This is a genomic window from Marinomonas sp. UCMA 3892, assembly GCF_012726345.1.
In the GTDB taxonomy this organism is placed as follows: Bacteria; Pseudomonadota; Gammaproteobacteria; order Pseudomonadales; family Marinomonadaceae; genus Marinomonas.
In genome coordinates this window covers 1-18,645 of sequence record NZ_PTXN01000029.1, presented here as the reverse complement: position 1 = coordinate 18,645, position 18,645 = coordinate 1, and the positions used below count along the sequence as shown (strand labels likewise).

19 protein-coding genes are annotated in these 18,645 nt (G+C 41.9%); 9 read left to right on the top strand and 10 right to left on the bottom strand.

Annotated elements, in window-relative coordinates; translation table 11 throughout:
* Positions 1-282: integrase core domain-containing protein (locus B6N13_RS22670; protein WP_169460696.1), on the top strand; the 282-nt coding region annotated here is incomplete at its 5' end.
* 38 nt (positions 283-320) lie between these two features.
* Here the strand turns inward: B6N13_RS22670 and B6N13_RS22665 are convergent.
* From B6N13_RS22665 to B6N13_RS22645, 5 genes are all read right to left on the bottom strand, one after another.
* Positions 321-1,373 (bottom strand): Stealth CR1 domain-containing protein, encoded by a 1,053-nt coding sequence (locus tag B6N13_RS22665; protein WP_169460695.1) that lies wholly within the window; start codon positions 1,371-1,373, stop codon positions 321-323.
* A 161-nt stretch (positions 1,374-1,534) separates the two neighbouring features.
* Complete coding sequence (locus B6N13_RS22660; RefSeq protein WP_169460694.1) at positions 1,535-2,341, bottom strand: transporter substrate-binding domain-containing protein; 807 nt, start codon at positions 2,339-2,341, stop codon at positions 1,535-1,537.
* Positions 2,328-3,503 (bottom strand): diguanylate cyclase, encoded by a 1,176-nt coding sequence (locus tag B6N13_RS22655; RefSeq protein WP_248280419.1) that lies wholly within the window; start codon positions 3,501-3,503, stop codon positions 2,328-2,330. Before B6N13_RS22655 ends, B6N13_RS22660 begins: the two co-directional genes overlap by 14 nt.
* Positions 3,504-3,824: 321 nt before the next feature.
* On the bottom strand, positions 3,825-4,640 hold the full coding sequence (dkgB, locus tag B6N13_RS22650; RefSeq protein WP_169460692.1) for a 2,5-didehydrogluconate reductase DkgB: 816 nt from the start codon (positions 4,638-4,640) through the stop codon (positions 3,825-3,827).
* Between the two features lie 13 nt (positions 4,641-4,653).
* Positions 4,654-5,841, bottom strand: coding sequence for an MFS transporter (locus tag B6N13_RS22645; RefSeq protein ID WP_169460691.1), 1,188 nt, complete (start codon positions 5,839-5,841; stop codon positions 4,654-4,656).
* A 170-nt stretch (positions 5,842-6,011) separates the two neighbouring features.
* On the opposite strand from B6N13_RS22645, the gene B6N13_RS22640 reads away from it, so the two are divergent.
* The 4 genes from B6N13_RS22640 (at position 6,012) to rsgA (ending at position 10,678) form a co-directional block, all read left to right on the top strand.
* Entirely contained in the window at positions 6,012-6,902 is an 891-nt protein-coding gene (locus tag B6N13_RS22640; RefSeq protein WP_100186438.1) for a LysR family transcriptional regulator, read from the top strand.
* A gap of 136 nt (positions 6,903-7,038) precedes the next feature.
* A complete protein-coding gene (locus tag B6N13_RS22635; protein WP_169460690.1) occupies positions 7,039-7,254 on the top strand; it encodes a DUF2892 domain-containing protein in 216 nt (71 codons plus the stop codon).
* A gap of 27 nt (positions 7,255-7,281) precedes the next feature.
* The gene (locus B6N13_RS22630; RefSeq protein WP_169460689.1) at positions 7,282-9,249 is read left to right on the top strand and encodes an EAL domain-containing protein; all 1,968 of its coding nucleotides are present in this window, start codon (positions 7,282-7,284) and stop codon (positions 9,247-9,249) included.
* A 301-nt stretch (positions 9,250-9,550) separates the two neighbouring features.
* Positions 9,551-10,678 carry a ribosome small subunit-dependent GTPase A gene (rsgA, locus tag B6N13_RS22625; protein WP_169460688.1) on the top strand — a complete coding sequence of 376 codons (1,128 nt, stop codon included), beginning with the start codon at positions 9,551-9,553 and terminating at the stop codon, positions 10,676-10,678.
* Positions 10,679-10,736: 58 nt separating this feature from the next.
* On the opposite strand, the gene B6N13_RS22620 is transcribed toward rsgA, so the two are convergent.
* The 3 genes from B6N13_RS22620 to B6N13_RS22610 form a co-directional block, all read right to left on the bottom strand.
* A complete protein-coding gene (locus tag B6N13_RS22620; protein WP_169460687.1) occupies positions 10,737-11,546 on the bottom strand; it encodes an SHOCT domain-containing protein in 810 nt (269 codons plus the stop codon).
* A gap of 303 nt (positions 11,547-11,849) precedes the next feature.
* Positions 11,850-12,713, bottom strand: coding sequence for a glutathione-dependent disulfide-bond oxidoreductase (yghU, locus tag B6N13_RS22615; protein ID WP_169460686.1), 864 nt, complete (start codon positions 12,711-12,713; stop codon positions 11,850-11,852).
* Positions 12,714-12,756: 43 nt separating this feature from the next.
* Complete coding sequence (locus B6N13_RS22610; protein ID WP_169460685.1) at positions 12,757-13,533, bottom strand: ferredoxin--NADP reductase; 777 nt, start codon at positions 13,531-13,533, stop codon at positions 12,757-12,759.
* A 454-nt stretch (positions 13,534-13,987) separates the two neighbouring features.
* Here B6N13_RS22610 and msrA point away from each other — a divergent pair, with 454 nt between their 5' ends.
* The 4 genes from msrA to B6N13_RS22590 all read left to right on the top strand — a co-directional run bounded on the left by msrA (position 13,988) and on the right by B6N13_RS22590 (position 16,902).
* Complete coding sequence (gene msrA / locus B6N13_RS22605; RefSeq protein WP_169460684.1) at positions 13,988-14,614, top strand: peptide-methionine (S)-S-oxide reductase MsrA; 627 nt, start codon at positions 13,988-13,990, stop codon at positions 14,612-14,614.
* Between the two features lie 270 nt (positions 14,615-14,884).
* Positions 14,885-15,454: a porin family protein gene (locus tag B6N13_RS22600; protein ID WP_169460683.1), complete on the top strand. Its 570-nt coding sequence runs from the start codon at positions 14,885-14,887 to the stop codon at positions 15,452-15,454.
* Positions 15,455-15,597: 143 nt separating this feature from the next.
* Positions 15,598-16,335 (top strand): oxygen-insensitive NADPH nitroreductase, encoded by a 738-nt coding sequence (gene nfsA / locus B6N13_RS22595; protein WP_169460682.1) that lies wholly within the window; start codon positions 15,598-15,600, stop codon positions 16,333-16,335.
* Between the two features lie 42 nt (positions 16,336-16,377).
* Positions 16,378-16,902 carry a peroxiredoxin gene (locus B6N13_RS22590; RefSeq protein WP_012071553.1) on the top strand — a complete coding sequence of 175 codons (525 nt, stop codon included), beginning with the start codon at positions 16,378-16,380 and terminating at the stop codon, positions 16,900-16,902.
* A 93-nt stretch (positions 16,903-16,995) separates the two neighbouring features.
* On the opposite strand, the gene B6N13_RS22585 is transcribed toward B6N13_RS22590, so the two are convergent.
* Both B6N13_RS22585 and B6N13_RS22580 read right to left on the bottom strand, forming a co-directional pair.
* Positions 16,996-18,228, bottom strand: coding sequence for an FAD-dependent oxidoreductase (locus B6N13_RS22585; protein WP_169460681.1), 1,233 nt, complete (start codon positions 18,226-18,228; stop codon positions 16,996-16,998).
* A gap of 176 nt (positions 18,229-18,404) precedes the next feature.
* The coding region (locus B6N13_RS22580; protein ID WP_211172980.1) for a hypothetical protein at positions 18,405-18,645 on the bottom strand (241 nt) is incomplete at its 5' end.

The window sequence follows — 18,645 nt, the reverse complement described above, 5'->3', positions numbered from 1 at the left end:
CAGTATTGTTCGRCYCTTTATCAAAAAGAATTACAACGTAATAAAATACGACCGTCGATGACAGATGGCTATGACTGCTACCAAAATGCGTTAGCAGAAAGGGTGAATGGCATATTGAAGCAAGAATTTTTGATTGGAAGATGCAGAACTTTTAAAGAGTTAGAAAGGCATATTAGTGAGTCTATTGATATTTATAATAGGTATCGACCTCACTTAAGTCTAAATATGAAAACACCAGAAGAAGTGCATGAAAAAGCCAGTATGGAATCCATACTGGCTTAACAAAAATCGTCAACGTATTTTAGGACGAGACACTACTCTTACGCTACTGACTCTATCTCAACACGCTCTGACTGCTGGCACAACCTTTCAATTGTTGTATTCTCAGTCATCAGTGCCGGAAACCCGCCGATAGCCTGAGCAATCCATTCTGCGGCATTTGGGATAATTTCGACCAATTGAGGAAGGTCATTAACGCATAGAAATTTGATACTAGGATCTGTCGCTCTATTCAGTATCGCTAAAGTGTCAGCAGGAGGCAGACCTTTTCCATATCCACTTGAAATATGAAGGTGATCACCTGACGTGTTGATCTTGGCCTCCTTGTCCATGATACAAGCATGATTATGCAGTCCCTGCGGGAAAAATTGCTTCAAGTTCCGGAATCTGTATTTAATGTTATTGAGAAACTTATCAGGATACTTAACAAATAACTCAGCCATCTTTGAACGTCGAAAAGGGTGCACCACATGAGCAGAAGAGAATAGCTCTGTAGCCGGAAAGCCAATAATTTTCGCCGCATTTATCTGCATAAAATAATGAAACTTCGCAGGGTCATCCCGAGTTTCGGTACTGTTAAACAACCCACTATAATCAACCCATTTACCTCGTAAAACAGGAGCAAGTCCGTCAAAAACGTCTGTCGGCTTTAGAGGTGCGGCCAAGAACACATCATCATTAAAGTATATAAAGCGCTCGCTCAACCCTTCAATACGCCACAGCATGCTCTCAATGGCCAAAGAGTTGAATGTAGGTAACACGTGCGTGAACCCGTCAAAGATTTCCGCATGGTAAGCAAGATGCACCTTGGCTCTAATGCTTTCTGAGAGACTTGATAAATCAGGGCCTTCTTCATCAACAACAATCCAGATTTTACCTATCCACGGCGCATGGTTTTCGATCGATTGTATGCAGTATAAGATTTCATCGTTACACATCCATCTATGAGGGTTCGACGCATTTTCATGTAGTGGCAGAGACTCCATTGCCATATATTTTTGTCGTTTCTGACGGTGTTTCACAGCGTTTCCATCGACCCAAGTGATAACAGCATCAATTGGGTCAAGCTGGAGTTCAGTTGTATTACTTAGCATTTCAGTAGATGTCTCTTAGCTGATGGCAACGGTGACTCAAGCTCACCGTTGAATTAGTCAATTCTAGATGGGGCAAGTATTCAATGAGTTTACCTCACAGTAAGCTCATCTCTTTAGTCTACAACAATTCAAAAGGTATGCAGGTCGGCCTTACGCGACTTTTACAACGAGACTTTATACTTGCTAAGAAGAGCTCGCTCTTTTTCACCCCTCATCGCTAAGCGACCTTGGTTCCAAATATTGATCAATTCTTGTCTTTTTTCGGTAGGGATTTTTTTTGAAAAGATGGGCATTTCAACTAATTTTTTTTCTAAACCGGGACGCACAATTCTAAGGTCATCATTTAAATCTAGTTGGTTTAACACATATTGAAGAACAAGGTCGTTATCGGCGTATAAGTCGACGCGATCCTCTTTAATCATCTGAATGATACGATCAACGACATCATCATAACCCGCGATGACTTCAACAAAATCCGAGTTCGCGGGATCATCAATATAATGTTGATAGCCGGCACTAATCGAGCTGTAATCCCAACCCGGTCCCGTGGCGATACGTTTGCCGCTTAAGGATTGAATGCCTTGATAGCGCCAAGAGTCACTTTTTCTGACAACAAAAGCAGTGGCATAAGAAAAACTTGCTTCACCAGCATAAACAAAGCCTTTCTCTGAATTCTTCGAATAGAGATATTCTGGCAACATATCACATAACCCTTCGGCCACCATGTCCAACCCTCTTGCTAGAGGTACTTCAAAGTATTCGAGGGCATATCCTTTTGAAGAGTATATTTGCTCAACCATGTCGATGACGACACCACGCTCAGGCGCTTCTTTTGTTGGAAATATGGTCATCGGTGGCCATTGGTCGTAACACACTTTTAGTGTCTTCGCATGGCTAACACTCGACACGCCAGCTACCAAGGCAAACACAAGGAAAGATAGCATTCTTAGTTTATTATCTTTCAACACGATCTCTCCCCTTATCTTTCGCTCCGTACAACTTCAAATCGACACGCTTAAACAGTTCATCAATTAATTGATCTTCGGGACCAGATGACTCAACACCAAGGCTTACAGTATAAGTGACCGTCTTACCTTCCACTTCTAACGCGGCATCACTTATAGTTTGACGTATTTTATCAGCAAGCTGGCAAGCAGCATCTAATCCGGTATCAGGAAGAAATATAGCGAACTCTTCGCCGCCCACTCTACCAAGAAGGTCTGATTTTCTTAAAAAGCCCTGAAGTGTTTGGGTAAAGTGGATCAGTACTTTGTCCCCGATAAAATGACCATAAGTATCATTGATACGCTTAAAAAAATCTAAATCCATCAGGATAAAAGACGCTTTCGATTTTTGACGCTGGGAAAGCTCCAGCAACTGTTGTGCTGTTTCAAAAAAACTTCCTCGATTTAAGACATCCGTCAAAGAATCCCTTGTTGCGAGGTATTTGAGTTTTTCATTGAGAATTTGTAGGTCTTCGGTGCGCTTTGCCACAGCATCTTCTAACCAATCTCGCCGGGCTTGCTCGCCTTCAAGCAGTCGAGCTCGATCTGTCGACATGGCACTGAGCATATTATTCATATGTTCTTGAAGCTGGCTGAGTTCATTATTGTCAGTGTTTGATAAATTAATTCGCTTACTAATGCTTGGGCTTAATTGCACCTCATTCACCTGCGACATCAGCTCTCTTAAAGGAGCGGCTAAATAGCGGTCAAAGGCCCAAATAAACAGCCAGAATAAAACAGTTAACTTGATGAATGCGGTAATAGCAATCAAAGCAAAGCCGAACCAAACTCGTTCTAGCACCACACCTGAGGATGAATAAAGTACCAGCGTACCAAGAGGTATGCTTTCGCCATTTAGAGACCAGCTTAATTCTGATGTCGAATCAAAAATAGACAGTGGAACAGAGCTAGGATCGTAAAATCTTTTCGATATTATACTTTGCGAATTTTGATCGAAAACATCCACACCTTCAATAATTGGCATTTGAATAAGCCCCGAGGTGAGCGAATCTAACTGATTGTGGTTGTACTGCCACAAGCTAGTCGAAATAGGACCTCGAACGGTTGCATCCAATTGCTGTAATTCACTGACAATAGCATCCTGCGTTTTCAGATATTCACTCAAAAACTGCAAACTTGTGATTAGAAGGGTAACAACCAAATAAATGGAAAAAATCACACGCATCATTTTTTGGGAGAGATTGTTTGGACGCAGAAACCTTACAAACATTAACAACAACCCTTTCCAATAAACTGTAAACTAAAGTTTATCTTAGATGACTCCCGTAACTAATGGAACAAACTTAGACAAAGTCTGCATAGATGCTTTTTATTTGGTATTTTTCGCAGCTATTTTATTCTTCTATTTTTCTCAAAACGAAAAAGCCAACTCGTCGAATCAAATCCCTCAACAAGCCAGCTTTTTAAACGCTAATATTCTTTAAAACTAACTAAATGCATCCCATTCAGGGGCAAAATCTGGGTTGGCCTGTCGATCATTACAATCCAATTCGGCAATTCGATCCATGTCTGCATCGCTTAGAGTAATACTTACTTTCTCAAAGTTTGAAGCAAGGTTCTTACGTTTAGTAGACGACGGAATAGTGACAATATCGCGCTGAGCCAGCCATTGAATAACTAGTTGCGCAGTACTTATTTGGTGTTTTTCAGCAATAGCTTTTAGCGTTTCATCAGCCAATACTTTGCCATAGGCAAACGGCATATAACCTGTCACTGCAACCTTATTAGTTTGGCAAAAATTCACTAGCTTGTCGTTTTGCAAATATGGATGCACTTCGATCTGGTTCGTGAATAGCTCGTCTTCACCCAGAATGTCTAGCGCTTGTTGAGTTTGCGCTATGGTGAAGTTAGAAATACCGATTTCGAGTGCTAACCCCATATCTTTCGACTTTTTCAATTCGTTTAGATACAACACCATATCGACTTCATCTTGCGGCGACGGCCAGTGAATCAAAAGTAAATCCACATGCTCGGTTTTCAACTTAGTAAGGCTTTTTTTCACACTATCGATGAATTTGTCCTCGCTAAAAGCTTCGAACCAAACTTTTGTCGTAATGAACAATTCGTCTCTTGGGATACCGCTATCTGCAATGGCTTGCCCTACTTCGGCTTCATTCCCGTAGATTTGAGCAGTGTCAATATGGCGACAGCCTTCTTCTAACGCCATTTTCACAGAGTCATAAGCGACTTTATCTTGAAGTCGAAAAGTGCCCATTCCCAGCGTAAAGTTGGTATTTTTCATAATATTTTTCCTGTTAAAGGTTATTTAATTGAACCGTAAAGCGGTCTTTCTTATCTAAGTAGCCGCTAAAGCGTGTCAGAACCAGCGCCACCAAAACAATGACCGCACCAACCCAAGCCGTATCTATTAAGCGATATTGATCAACAATGTGTCCGCCTATAAGCGCTCCTAACGCAATGCCTACATTGAACGCAGCGATGTTTAAACCCGAGGCAACGTCTACTGCGTGGGGCGTTTCTCGTTCCGCAATTTGCACTACATAAACCTGCAAGCCTGGTACATTACCAAAAGCGAAAGCGCCCCAAAGCAATACGGTTATCAAGGCCAGCCATGGATAGGGCGCGGTGAAGTAAAAGAGAACAAGCACCGCAGCCAAAGCCAAGAAAATATAAGACAAAGCACTAATCGGACCAATTCGGTCAGCCATTTTTCCGCCCCAAATATTACCAATCGCTACCGATACACCGTACACCAGCATGATCAAACCAATGGCGGAAGATGGGAAACCGCTCACAGATTCAAGAATGGAGGCGAGAAAAGTAAAGGCCACGAACGTTCCGCCGTAACCCACTGCTGTCATGGCATACACCAAAAGCAAACGTGGCTTAACCAATACAGACATTTGTTTTACCAAACTGGCATTAGGGGATTGTTTAAGATTATTTGGCACTAGAATAGCGCTGCCAATCATGGCGATTAAGCCCAATACTGAGACCACCAAGAAAGTCGCACGCCAGCCGAAATGCTGTCCAATCCAAGTTCCTAACGGAACACCAGTAACAAGAGCAACGGTCAAACCAGTAAACATGAGCGCAATCGCGCTGGCCTCTTTTTCTTTCGACACCAAACGTGTCGCTATCGTCGAACCGATCGAAAAAAATACTCCGTGAGCCAATCCGGTTAAGATACGAGCAACAATGAGCGAGTTATAACCCGGTGCCGCCCAAGCCAGCATGTTGCCAAGAATGAACAAACTCATTAAGCCAATGAGCAGCCATTTACGATTGAGCTTGCCCGTCAAAGCCGTTAGCACTGGTGCGCCAACCGCAACACCTAACGCATACAAACTGACGAGCAAGCCTGCACTGGGTAAACTGACGGATAAATCATTCGCTATCGTCGGTATCAAACCTACGATAACAAACTCTGTGGTTCCTATTGCAAAGGCACTGAGAGTCAGCGCCCAAAGAGCAAGTGGCATAATCATGCACTCCTATATTGAAGAAACATTCCATTAAAGAAAGCTACCTTTAAAAGAGACATTTCAAGTTTTGTTGGAGTGGAGTATGAAGCTTGCTAATATTTACAAAAACAGCATAAGTAAAAAATTACTTTATCAATAACAGCAATAATAATGTGATGGAATAAGCAATGAACGGCATTCGATCAAAAACAGAAGACTTAGAAATATTGCTTGCGGTTGCCGATCATGGCGGCTTCTCTGCAGCAGCCAATGCATTAGACATTCAAGTGGCGAAAGTATCTCGTGCCATAACTCGCTTAGAGCAAGAACACGCATGCAGTTTGTTTACCCGCACGACACGAAAAGTCAGCCTAACACAGGAAGGCGAACGCTTTATCATGGCGATTCGCAGTGCAATGGAACAGATTGCTGGTGCGGAGTTTGCGCTTACTGCCCAAAAAACCAGACCTTCTGGGCGATTACGCATCGATGCAGCTAGTCCTTTTGTACTTCATCAACTCGTTCCTCTTATTAAACCCTTTAGAGCGGCTTATCCAGATATTGAACTTGAGCTAGTATCGAACGACAGCATTATTGACTTAATTGAAAAACGCACCGATCTTGCTATTCGTATTGGAGGATTAAGTGATTCAGGATTACATGCCACCTTGCTTGGAAGAAGCATACTTCATTTGGTTGCTTCGCCAGATTATCTGGCAATAAACGGCATACCAAAGACAGTCGAGGAGCTAGCACTGCACGATATCATCGGCTTTTCCGATATTGCCAATTTAAACAAACTGCCAACAATACCACCTATTCAACTGTCAATTGACATCAAAGCAAGTAGCGGCGAAACCGTTCGTCAATTGTGTTTAGCAGGTAATGGCATTGCCTTACTCTCTAACTTTATGGTGAGTGAAGATATCAAAGCAGGACGCTTGATCAGCCTACTAATCGAATCCATACAAACACCCAATCCCAGAGAGCAAGTTAATGCGGTCTACTACAAACACACAGCTCTAGCATCTCGTATTGAAGCTTTTTTAAACTTCATCAAAACGCGCCTTATTTTGTAGTCAGGAAGCCCTGTCAACACACTCCAATTACAAATGTGATGCAATTCCTTACAGTCTTGATCTTGTTTCTTATCCGCACAAAGCAGATTATTTTTTCAGCAGTCGTGATATTAATAAATTTAACAGGCAGTCCTAAATGAAAAAGAATTTACATCTTGTGGATAGAATAATTCGAGGCGTTATAGGAGTTGTATTTACTGGTTTTGCTCTTTTCAACGGCGACTATTTAGAAGAGCCAGTATTAGAAGTATTAATAGGCGTATTCGGTGTACTCAACTTAATATCTCTATTCTCAGGATGGTGCCCCGTCTATCATGTCGCAGGAATTAGTACCTATAAAGATAAAAATTAAGAAGCCTTCCACCTACCCAAGGTTTTTATGACAGTACTGTTAGAGTTACAAAGAGACAAATCTTTCCGCTTAAAGCTGATACTGGTATGTCTTACTGTTGCGTTATCTGTCGCCTCTATTTATACGGTCGTATCTTATCGCCTTGCGGCTGATCTAGGTCTAAAAACAGCACTAGACTCACTACATAGGCAAGCCATTTTGATTCATGGTGAACTTCTCATTACTAACAAAAAAGCTCCTGAAGAACACCTCGCAGAACTGATTAAGTTGGTCTACTTTAATGGTCATTTAGAAGAATCAGAGCTTTATATAAAAATCACGGGACCAAACCTAGAATGGTCTATTGATCATAAAATGAACCCTATTGAGACAGACCTATTACTCTCTAAAATCGCTTCGTTAACCAGCACTCCTTTATCTACTATTGATATGCCAAATGGCCAAGAAAGCATCAAAGGAAAGCAATTTCTTTGGCAGATGGTAAGAGGAGATAAATACCAAGTCATCATTATCAAGACATCAGAATATATTGATAATACACTCACATTTGTGATGAAACGCCTCATCATTACCTCCATTATCGTCTTCTGGTTAGCCACTTGGTTCGCACTAACGCTATCCTCATGGATGAATAAACGTGTTCAAGATAAAAACGATTCACTAGCTCATCTGGCAACTCATGATTCATTAACAGGATTACCCAACCGCCTGTTTCTGGCTAACATGATGCACCCAATCATTATCGATCACTCGGATCCAACGCATAAAAAATACGAAGAATTTTATAGCCACTACCCTAAACAAGGCTGTCTTTTTGTCATCGATTTAGACAAGTTCAAAGAAGTAAACGACACATTCGGCCACGCAGCAGGCGATACTCTTTTAATAAACGTGGCTAAAAAATTAGGTCAAGTATTAGACGACACTCAAACGCTTGTTCGCTTTGGTGGTGACAAATTTATCATTTGGGCACCAGAAGTGGATATTGAACAAGCTAAAAGTCTTGTACAGAGATTAATCATTACCTGTAATGAGCCGGTAATGATTAATAAACTCGCGATTAGCACAGGTGCCAGCATTGGCCTTTCACATTATCCAAGCCAGGCCACAGACCCAGAGTCGTTGATACTATATGCTGATACGGCCATGTATGAAGCGAAACAAAATCGCAGTGGCTGGAGTATGTTTAGTGAAAGAAATATACAGTGCGGTCGCCAGCGCTTAAAACTTCGTGCCGATTTAGATGATGCATTATCAGAAAGGCAAATTAAGCTTCATTATCAACCTAAAGTGTCACTTAAAGATGGTCATATTATTGGTGTTGAAGCATTAGCTCGTTGGTATCATCCAACAGATGGGCTTCTACCCCCAGCCCATTTTATTGAGTTGATAGAGCAAAGTGGTCGTGTTCAAGAATTTGGCCGCTACGTTATTACAAACGCAATTGAACAGCTTGACCTTTGGCACCAGCAAGGGCTGTTTACACCCATCGCAATTAACCTATCACCTTACAATTTACTCGACCCAAGTTTATTAGACTTCACTCTTAGGCTACTTAAAAATCATAAAATTGAAGCAAATAAACTAGAAATAGAGTTAATCGAATCTGCAACCAGCGTCAACATAGAATACATATCTCAAAGTCTAAATAACTTTAAAGAAGCAGGAATCAAATTAGCTATAGACGATTTTGGCACAGGCATGAGCTCTTTGTCTTACATCAGCAATCTTAATGTAAACCACATAAAAATTGACCGATCGTTTATTGATGGAGTAGAGCAGGATATTAGAAAACAAGCCGTCGTGTCATCTGTCGTCATGCTGGCAAATTCTTTTGAATGCGAAGTCATCGCGGAAGGCATAGAAAATAAATCGCAATCAGAAATGTTAATCGAAATAGGCTGCCTTTACGGGCAAGGCTATTATTACGCCAAGCCAATGACAGCAGAAAACATGCAAGCTATGTTACTGGCTGATGCTGCCCTGCCGATCTGATTTATTGATACGATATACATTAAATTATTTTCATTGACTTGACCTCCTCCAAAAACTCTCACATTATTAAGCTTCACTCAAATTCATAAGGAGATTATTAATGATTGTATTCAACTCAACGCCGATTCAGACAGTACAGAGCATCAGGCTTTAGAATAACGCTATAGATTTCTTGTTACCGTTTTTCTTCCTCCTACCTCTCTTATAAGATTTCTTTCAAGATATCTTTCTTTACACTGTCTCATCCGGCGTTTTTAGTTTGTCCTAACTAATTTTTATTTCTTTAGCCGGAGCTAAAACATTGAATATATCTACATTACAACCTTTAGGTTGGAGTCACTTTTTTCTACAACAAGCAAGCACACAGACATTTGAAAAACTACAAGCTAATACCTTACAAGCCTTTCGAATCAGTGCAATTCATCGTTCAGTCATCAAAGGTTTAGGCAATGATTGGAATAAGGGAGAAGTAGAACTACTTTGCCCAGAAAATTTCCAACCAGTCAGTGAACACTTCGGTGTTGGGGACTGGGTTATTGCAGAACCTGTTCATGAGCACTTTCGCATCACTGAAGTACTGGAAGCTAAAAACCAATTGGAGCGTTTGAGCAACAGAAAACGGCAGCTCATAGCGGCCAATTTGGATTACCTTTTCATTGTCACCAGTGCAAACAGTGACTTTAACCTCAAACGATTAGAACGCTATCTTGCCATGGCTTACGAATCGAATATTGAGCCCGTCATTGTGCTTAACAAAATCGATTTAACCGACAAGGTCGACGATTATTTAGATCAGATTCGGGGCTTAAAAGTCCACAACCTAGTTAGTATTTCGATGCTAGAGCCAGATTCTCTTTTATCACTCAACCATTACCTGAAAGCTGGAGCCACCATAGCAATGGTTGGCTCTTCAGGTGTTGGCAAGTCTTCTCTAATCAATGCGCTTTTCAATCATGTTGTCGAACTGGCTACAAGTGTTCTAAACAGCGTTGAAGTGACCGACAATATGCAAGCTACAGGTGGCATTCGTGAAGATGATGACAAAGGGAAGCACACAACGACGTCAAGGCAATTACTAATTAACCAACAAGGCGTATTGTTTATCGACACACCCGGTATTCGTGAATTGCAGTTACTCAATGCCCAAGAAGGCATAGAGCAAACCTTTAACGACATTGTGCATTTGGCTCGGCAATGTAAGTTCACTAATTGTGCTCACCAAACCGAACCTGGCTGCCAAATTTTACAAGCTCTAGAAAATGGCGAACTGCCTCTGTCTCACTGGGACAATTATCAAAAGCTACTGAAAGAAGACGCCTTTAATGCTCGTTCTGCACAAGGAGCCTATGCTCAAAAGCAATATATGAAAAGCTTTAGCAAAGCCATTAATAAAGTCCAATCGAAACACAGACAAAACAAAGGAAAATAAAACTCAGAAAAGAGGCTCTACGTGAGCCTCTTTTCTGCACCCTAGACTGACAATGCTATCAAATGCGATTGAGCAGATCCGTTTTCTTAGAATTGTATTCATTGTCTGAAATCGCGCCCATATCTCGCAACTTAGCCAACTTTTCAATCAACTGAATCACTTCATCAACAGAAGATGCATTAGTCAAATTCTGAGGAGCTTGCATCGCAGGCGCTGGCGTAAAGGCCATTGGTGCAGGCGGAGCCACAAAGTTATTCTGTGGCGCTAGATTTTGTTGTGCTGACTGTTGTGATGATTGATTGCTCGTATTTGAGTTATTAGAACCTGCCCCCGAAACAATAGGTAAGGTATTAACCGGAATCGTGCCATATTGGCTGGAAAAAGTCAGCGATGAGTTACCGCCCTGCTGCTGGCTGATGCCACCGATGTTATTGTCTAACGTATCGTAAACCGTCACATTGCCGTTCACTTCAACCGCAAGGCGATTCGGAAAAATAGCATAACGAGTGCTGTTTTGTGCACCGCTGCTAAAAGGCTGGCCAAGATCGCCCGGCCACCATTGATTACTGGATTTCGAGCCCTTTGGTAACGGCATGAACACCTGCATATTGGCAAGGCCATTAGCCAATTCATTACACAAGTTATCCACTGTCGATTTCAAACCATAGTTGAACATATCTCCAACCATGGTCATTCCGCCACGCATCCACTGACCGCCACCGCCTAGCTCAGGGCAGTTGAACTGTGCCATAGAACCACTACCGTTGTTTACGGCAATCAGCATGTGCATCACGGCATCAAAGCTTAGGTTGTAACGACGGGAAAGGGAATTAACTAGGTTTTGTCCATCTTGCGTTAAATTTTGCATGGTAAAGCTCTCTAAATAAGACGTAGAGCTGTTCTCTTTTATCTAGCCGCTGCAAAAAAAAGGCAAACATCGCCTAGTACATGGACACAAACAAAGAGTAGGTTGCAGCATCATGCTGGCCAACAGGTTTCGTAGACCTCTACTCTAACACAGACACGTCTTACAAAATCGTGACAAGCAGTAGAAGAGACGTAAATAACTGTTTATTTTTCGAACACATCTTATTTGTCGCCAATAAAAAAAAGAGGCAAGTCATTTGATGACTTGCCTCTTAGTATAAATGCGCCATTACAGGTTTATATTTTACTCAATAAGACCGTCGAAATCAGTGGCATCGTGACGCTCTTGAAGCTTAACTCCATCACCAAAAGCTTTATTTACAATTCGACCGCGCTGTACCGCTGGGCGCTGCTCAATCGCTTTTGCCCAACGCAAGACATTCTTATAACTAGCAACGTCTAAGAACTCAGCCGCGCTGTACAAATTACCTAACACTAAATTGCCATACCAAGGCCAAATCGCGATATCAGCGATAGAATACTCTTCGCCAGCCATATAAGTGTTATTCGCTAGCTGCTTATCTAAAACATCTAACTGACGCTTGGTTTCCATGGTAAAACGGTCAATAGGATACTGCATCTTGGTCGGTGCGTAAGCGTAGAAGTGCCCAAATCCACCGCCTAAATATGGCGCAGAACCCATTTGCCAGAACAACCAGTTACGACACTCCGCTTTTGCAGCTAAGTCTTTTGGCACCAAGGCATCAAACTTTTCAGCCAAGTATTGCAGGATTGAACCTGATTCAAATACTCGCGTGGGTGGCGTCGTACTATGATCCATCAAAGCAGGGATTTTGGAGTTAGGATTGATCTCAACAAAACCTGAACCAAACTGATCGCCTTCACCAATGTTAATCAAGTAAGCATCATATTCTGCTGCACTGATTCCCATAGCCAAAAGTTCTTCCAGCATGATAGTAACTTTTTGGCCATTCGGTGTCGCCAAGGAGTGTAGCTGTAATGAATGCTTACCCACTGGCAGGACTTTTTCGTGCGTCGCACCTGCTATTGGACGGTTAGTACTGGCAAATTTACCGCCATTTTCAGCATCCCATGTCCAAACCTTCGGAGGAACGTAATCTTGATTCGATTTGGTATCAGAACTCATAAAATCTCCTAAAATTATTTGTCAACGAGAACATCTCTCGCTATTAATGTTCGACAAACGCTCGCTCAATAACATAATCCCCTGGCACACCGATTTTTGGTGATTCTTTAAAACCAAGCTCATCAAGCAAAGCGGACGTGTCTTTTAACATACTTGGACTACCGCAAATCATGGCTCTGTCATGAGCAGGATTTAATTGAGGCAAACCAATATCTTCGGCCAATTTGCCACTGCGAATCAAATCGGTCAGGCGGCCTTGATTGCGGAACGGTTCACGCGTCACAGTTGGGTAATAGATTAGCTTGTCTCTTACTTGCTCGCCAAAAAATTCATTTTCAGGCAGTTCTTTTTCAATAAAGTCTGCATAAGCCAATTCACTCACATGGCGAACACCGTGAACCAGCACAATTTTTTCGTACTGCTCGTAGGCATCAAAGTCTTGGATCACACTTAAAAAAGGCGCTAAACCTGTGCCAGTAGATAACAAATACAAGTTTTTGCCGGGGTGTAAATCACGAGTTACCAAAGTGCCAGTCGGTTTACGGCTTACTAAAACATCGTCGCCAACTTTTAAATGCTGCAAACGCGACGTTAACGGACCATTAGGTACTTTTATACTAAAAAACTCTAAATGCTCTTCATAGTTAGGGCTAGCAATACTGTAAGCACGCATCAAAGGACGAGTTTCCGTTTCCAAGCCAATCATAACAAATTGACCATTATCGAAACGTAAGCTTGGATTGCGTGTGGTTTTGAAGCTGAATAAATTTTCATCCCAGTGGTGAACGCTTAAAACGCGCTCAGTAACAAATGCACTCATGACTACCCCATAAAAATTTGTAACAAAGAATATTTCTTTTCAAACCTCAAACCGCACAGCGGTAAAACTAGCTTACCTATCAGTACTAGCTAGCAGTGATCGTATCCATGAACAGCGAGAGTTGAATTGACTGATAAACATACTATAAGACAACTCTATATTTGTTTAATTGATTATCTAGATGTCTTTAATATGCTCAGCATATATACAGTCGAACAGCGACTAACTCTAGATGCCCAACTAGTCTGACATTCAAATGTACAAAAAATAGGTCATTAAGTAGGAAGATAACGTATTAAATTGGCTATTGCCTTAACTAGCATTCGAAATCTTCATATCCTTAACTGTTTACTTCTACTATATAAGCGTAAGAAAACATAGATGTAAGAAAAGCATTCCTCAGAACGTCAAAGAACTAGATAACATATTTCTTATGATTTAAAGGACATACAGAATGAACGTAAAGCATATATTCAATAGCACATTAGGGATGCTGCTTCTCACCGGAGTAACAACTTTTAGTAGCGTGTCACAAGCCGCACCACAAACCATGATAGTCGCAGGCGGTTGTTTCTGGTGTGTAGAATCTGATTTTGAATTGGTTCAAGGTGTCAGTGATGTTGTCTCTGGTTATACAGGAGGCCACACTGAAAACCCAACGTACAGCCAGGTATCTGCCAAAAATACCGGCCACTTTGAAGCCGTTATCATTTATTTTGATGATGACATCGTTTCTTTAAAGACATTGGCTGACTATTACTGGAAAACAATTGACCCAACCGATGCCAAAGGCCAATTCTGTGACAAAGGCTCTCCTTACAAGACCGCGATGTTTTACCAAGATGACCAACAAAAGGCAGTTTTTGAAGCGTCTTTAGCTAAGGTCAAAAAAACAAAACCTTTTGAAGAGGATATTGTTACCGAAATTCTTCCTGCCAAAAAGTTCTACCCGGCTGAAGAATACCATCAGAGCTACTACACCAAGAATCCCATTCGTTATGCTTTTTACCGTGCAAGCTGCGGCCGAGACAATCGTATTGAAAGCTTATGGGGAGAAGTGGCTAGTCATCAATATCATTAAATAAAAACAATAAAAAATACATAAAGGTACCAGTGTGACTTCGAAGCTCTGGCACCTTTATGTAATTCTTTTACTACCTTCAACCTAATTTTCTCCGCTCAATCCCTCTCTATAAAGTATCAGCAAAGCGTTTCTTACCTAGATTTAACGCATAGAAAATGAAGCAAATAGGTAAAAGCCTTCGGAAAACTAGCCATTCAAAAACTCATGTCCCAGAGTAGTAACTCAACTCGCAAAGTTCTCAATTAAGTAACTAAAAGGAGTTATACAATGAAAAAATTTATTCCAGTAATCGCAGGTAGCATCGCTATAGCCTCATTCAGTGCCGCGGCAAAGGCGGAAGATATGGCTGAAAATAACAGTGGTTTCTATGTTGGCGGTAATTACGGTTATCTTAAAGTGGAAAGCGATGATGACTTTGATGACGACAACGATGTAGTACAAGGTATTGTCGGTTACCGTTTCAACTCTTTCCTTGCATTAGAAGGTAGTTACATTGACTTTGGTAGCTACGGCAACAGTGTAGCAAATGCAGAAACAACTGGTTACACAGCCGCGTTAAAAGGGACAATTCCCATCACTCAAACGGTTGAGCTCTTTGCAAAAGCTGGCCAGCTTTGGCATGAAACAGATTATAACATCGCCTCAGTTAAAGGCAGTTCAGACGATAGAAGCTTATTTGCAGGCGCAGGTGTTAACTTCAAAGTGACAGAAAACTTACTGCTTAACGCTCAATATACATGGTACGACGTTGATCTAAACGCAGATAACGTTGACTCTGATTCGGACTTCGACTCTGATTTTAAACAAGCTAGTGTTGGTGCTGAATACCGCTTCTAAAATACTTCACCTGTACATAGAAAGACTTACCCCAAATGGGTAAGTCTTTCCTCTGTTTATACTTCTTTATTACTGATAGTACTTTGACCCATCACCACTAAGCCTCTAGTATCTATGCATCTCATTTTCAAAAGATGTCGACTATGAACCCAATTCTTCAAGCTCAGTCAAATCATAAATCTATTCGTCAATATACAGACAAAGTCATTGATGAAGTTTTACTCAAGCAACTTATCCAGTGCGCACAAGGCGCAGCCTCTTCAAGTTTTATTCAGGCCTATTCCCTTGTTCAAGTATCTAACAAAGAAAATCGCCAGAAAATTGCAACGCTGGCAGGCGGTCAAAAATGGGTCGAATCTGCAGCAGAATTCTTTGTCATCTGTGCAGACCTTACTCGCGTTGAACATTGCAGTTTAGAACAAGGCCTAGGACAATTAGAAGGCAATACAGAACACTTTATCGCAGCCACAACCGATGCAACGTTTTTCGCACAAAACTTAATGCTTGGAGCCGAATCGGTTGGCCTTGGTGCCGTGTTTATCGGTGGTATTCGTAATGATCCAGAACAAGTTGCTGAAGTATTAAATCTTCCTGATCAAGTTTACCCAATCTTTGGTCTTTGCCTTGGCTACCCAGACGCACAACCTGATTTAAAACCACGTCTACCAGTCGATGTCATCCTTCATAAAGACAGCTACGACAGCAGCCGTTGTGCAGAAGATGTCAAAGCCTATGATGCGCAAATGCAGGCATACTACCAAAGCCGTGGAGATAATCAGAAAAGCAGTAATTGGTCAGAACAAACTGCGGCCGCTGTTCAGAAAAAGAAACGTGAACATATGCTAAGCTTCTTGCAGAAGCGAGGCTTCTTAAATCGCTAATACATAAATTCAAATTATTAATACGCTAAAAAAGGAAAGAAAATGATCACTAATGTACCTAATGTTGTCTTTAAAACACGCGTTCGTAATGATGCGTTAGAAGGATCGAACCCATTTGAATGGAAAGACGTCACTACTGCTGATTTGTTTAACAACAAAAAAGTCGTTGTTTTTTCTTTGCCAGGTGCATTCACTCCTACTTGCTCTACATCTCACCTACCACGCTACGAAGAACTATACGAAGAGTTCAAAGCGCAAGGTGTTGATGCTGTCATTTGTATTTCTGTGAACGATGCGTTTGTTATGTTCCAGTGGGGCAAAAGCCAAAACGCGAAAAACGTTTTCCTTTTACCTGACGGCAACGGTGACTTCACTCGCCAAATGGGTATGCTTGTCAAAAAAGACAACCTAGGTTTTGGCATGCGCAGCTGGCGCTATTCTATGCTAGTAGAAAACGGCGAGATCAAGAAAATGTTCTCTGAAGCTGGCTTCCAAGACGATGCTCCAAGCGACCCGTTTGAAGTATCTGATGCTGACACAATGCTGAACTACTTGAAAAGCAACTAATTCAAGACGTTAATGAATTGGTCAATAAAAAGCAGACGTTTTCACAAACGTCTGCTTTTTTGTTTTTACTTTTCTTATTTTCTTTTAGATGGATTACAAACGATTTATTGGCGCAAGCGCTTCTAGTAACTCATTACGCTCACCTTCTATTGCTTGAATCAACAACTCTGACGTAGTTGGCCCAAGCGTAAAACCTTGATGCCCATGACCAAAGTGAAACCACAAACCCTTATGATTTGGCGCTTCACCGACAAGTGGCAACATGTCAGGCATACAAGGGCGAGTTCCCATCCATTGAGGTTCTTCTACTTGTTCGCCCAAGTCGATGATTTCATTCAATGCGATAGCTCCGCGTTTAAGCTGGCTAGTATCAATAGCTGAATTAAGCGGTACCAAAGCCGCGCCCGTCGTCACTCTTAATCCTTTAACCATCGGTGCAGCCAGCACGCCATTGGCTACGTCTAGAAAAGGACGCTGAAGCGTTTGGGGGGCGAGAAAATGCCCATGATAACCACGCTTGTACACCATCGGAATTCGATAACCAAAGCGCTTTAGTAACTCTGGCGACCAAGGCCCAAGTGCAACTACCACTTGCTCGACCTTCAGCTCGCCATCACTGGTGAGAATCTGCCAACCCGAAACAGTATGTTGCAAGGTACTGGCGTCACCAGTGACAAAGCGACCACCTCGTTTGACGAATAAATCACAATAGGCCTTGGTTAAACCTCCCGGAGAAGAACAACTCCAACTTTGCGTATAATGCACAGCACCCGCTGGTGTTTTCTTTAATGCAGGTTCTTTTTTCTGGTAGCTTTTGCCATCAAAAATATCAGACGTGACACCATATTCTTTCATGAGGAATTCAGCTTTTTTCGAGGCTTTATGAAACTCTTTTTCGTCTCGATGCAACATGACAAGTCCACAATGAGTGATCAAATGCTCAGACTCGGAATCGCGAATCAACGGCTCATGATCAGCCGTAGACCGAAAAGTTAGTTGAGAATGAACACGAGAAATCTTAGCGTGTTTTTCGGGCGACGAATTGCAAAAATATGACCACAAAGCTGGCGCCATTTGTAGCGCACCGTTCACCTTCCAAGTCACATCATTGCTAATTTCAAGCGCGTATTTAAACAATGTTGCCATATCTCTTGGCAACGCATAGGGCTCAGCAGCCTCGACTTGAATCATACCCGCATTGCCATAACTGGTTTCAAGACCTGCACCAGTACGATCAACAATTGTTACCTGATGACCACGGGCTTGCAGCGCTAGCGCACTGCTCACACCAACCATTCCTGCACCTAAAACAAGAAATTCCGCCATATCCCTACCTCGACATCATTCCAATAGAAAAACATTTAGTCTCACCACTATAGCAATATCAAGTATAGAAGAGCCAAATAACTATAGAGAACAACGCAGACAAAAATATCGAGTAGGGTGAGGCGTTGCCGCCTCATCCCTCTCACAGAACCGTACGTACGGACCTCGTATACGGCTCATGCAAACTTCCATTCAGTATAAACACTGAACACATACCCCGTTCTCACTTCTTCAAGATTCACCAAACCTTGCTCATCGAACCATTTGTTTGGCATCGCGTGGCTGGCTAATGGACTCGCTGCATTTCTCCAACTGGTCATCGAGATGTACTTAAACGGCGGCTTGTAGCCCAGTTGCTTGAGCCTTCGATGCAGCCGTTTAGGTTTCTTCCATAAKTTKAGTTGAGCACTGCGAAGC

Bases quoted from the DNA above. Each gene is read 5' to 3' on its own strand.
- dkgB (WP_169460692.1), bottom strand. From the start codon at position 4,640: ATGAAAAATACCAACTTTACGCTGGGAATGGGCACTTTTCGACTTCAA.
- B6N13_RS22590 (WP_012071553.1), top strand. From the start codon at position 16,378: ATGATCACTAATGTACCTAATGTTGTCTTTAAAACACGCGTTCGTAAT.
- B6N13_RS22620 (WP_169460687.1), bottom strand. From the start codon at position 11,546: ATGCAAAATTTAACGCAAGATGGACAAAACCTAGTTAATTCCCTTTCC.
- B6N13_RS22645 (WP_169460691.1), bottom strand. From the start codon at position 5,841: ATGCCACTTGCTCTTTGGGCGCTGACTCTCAGTGCCTTTGCAATAGGA.
- B6N13_RS22665 (WP_169460695.1), bottom strand. From the start codon at position 1,373: ATGCTAAGTAATACAACTGAACTCCAGCTTGACCCAATTGATGCTGTT.
- B6N13_RS22610 (WP_169460685.1), bottom strand. From the start codon at position 13,533: ATGAGTGCATTTGTTACTGAGCGCGTTTTAAGCGTTCACCACTGGGAT.
- B6N13_RS22635 (WP_169460690.1), top strand. From the start codon at position 7,039: ATGAAAAAGAATTTACATCTTGTGGATAGAATAATTCGAGGCGTTATA.
- nfsA (WP_169460682.1), top strand. From the start codon at position 15,598: ATGAACCCAATTCTTCAAGCTCAGTCAAATCATAAATCTATTCGTCAA.
- B6N13_RS22630 (WP_169460689.1), top strand. From the start codon at position 7,282: ATGACAGTACTGTTAGAGTTACAAAGAGACAAATCTTTCCGCTTAAAG.
- msrA (WP_169460684.1), top strand. From the start codon at position 13,988: ATGAACGTAAAGCATATATTCAATAGCACATTAGGGATGCTGCTTCTC.
- yghU (WP_169460686.1), bottom strand. From the start codon at position 12,713: ATGAGTTCTGATACCAAATCGAATCAAGATTACGTTCCTCCGAAGGTT.
- B6N13_RS22640 (WP_100186438.1), top strand. From the start codon at position 6,012: ATGAACGGCATTCGATCAAAAACAGAAGACTTAGAAATATTGCTTGCG.
- B6N13_RS22600 (WP_169460683.1), top strand. From the start codon at position 14,885: ATGAAAAAATTTATTCCAGTAATCGCAGGTAGCATCGCTATAGCCTCA.
- B6N13_RS22585 (WP_169460681.1), bottom strand. From the start codon at position 18,228: ATGGCGGAATTTCTTGTTTTAGGTGCAGGAATGGTTGGTGTGAGCAGT.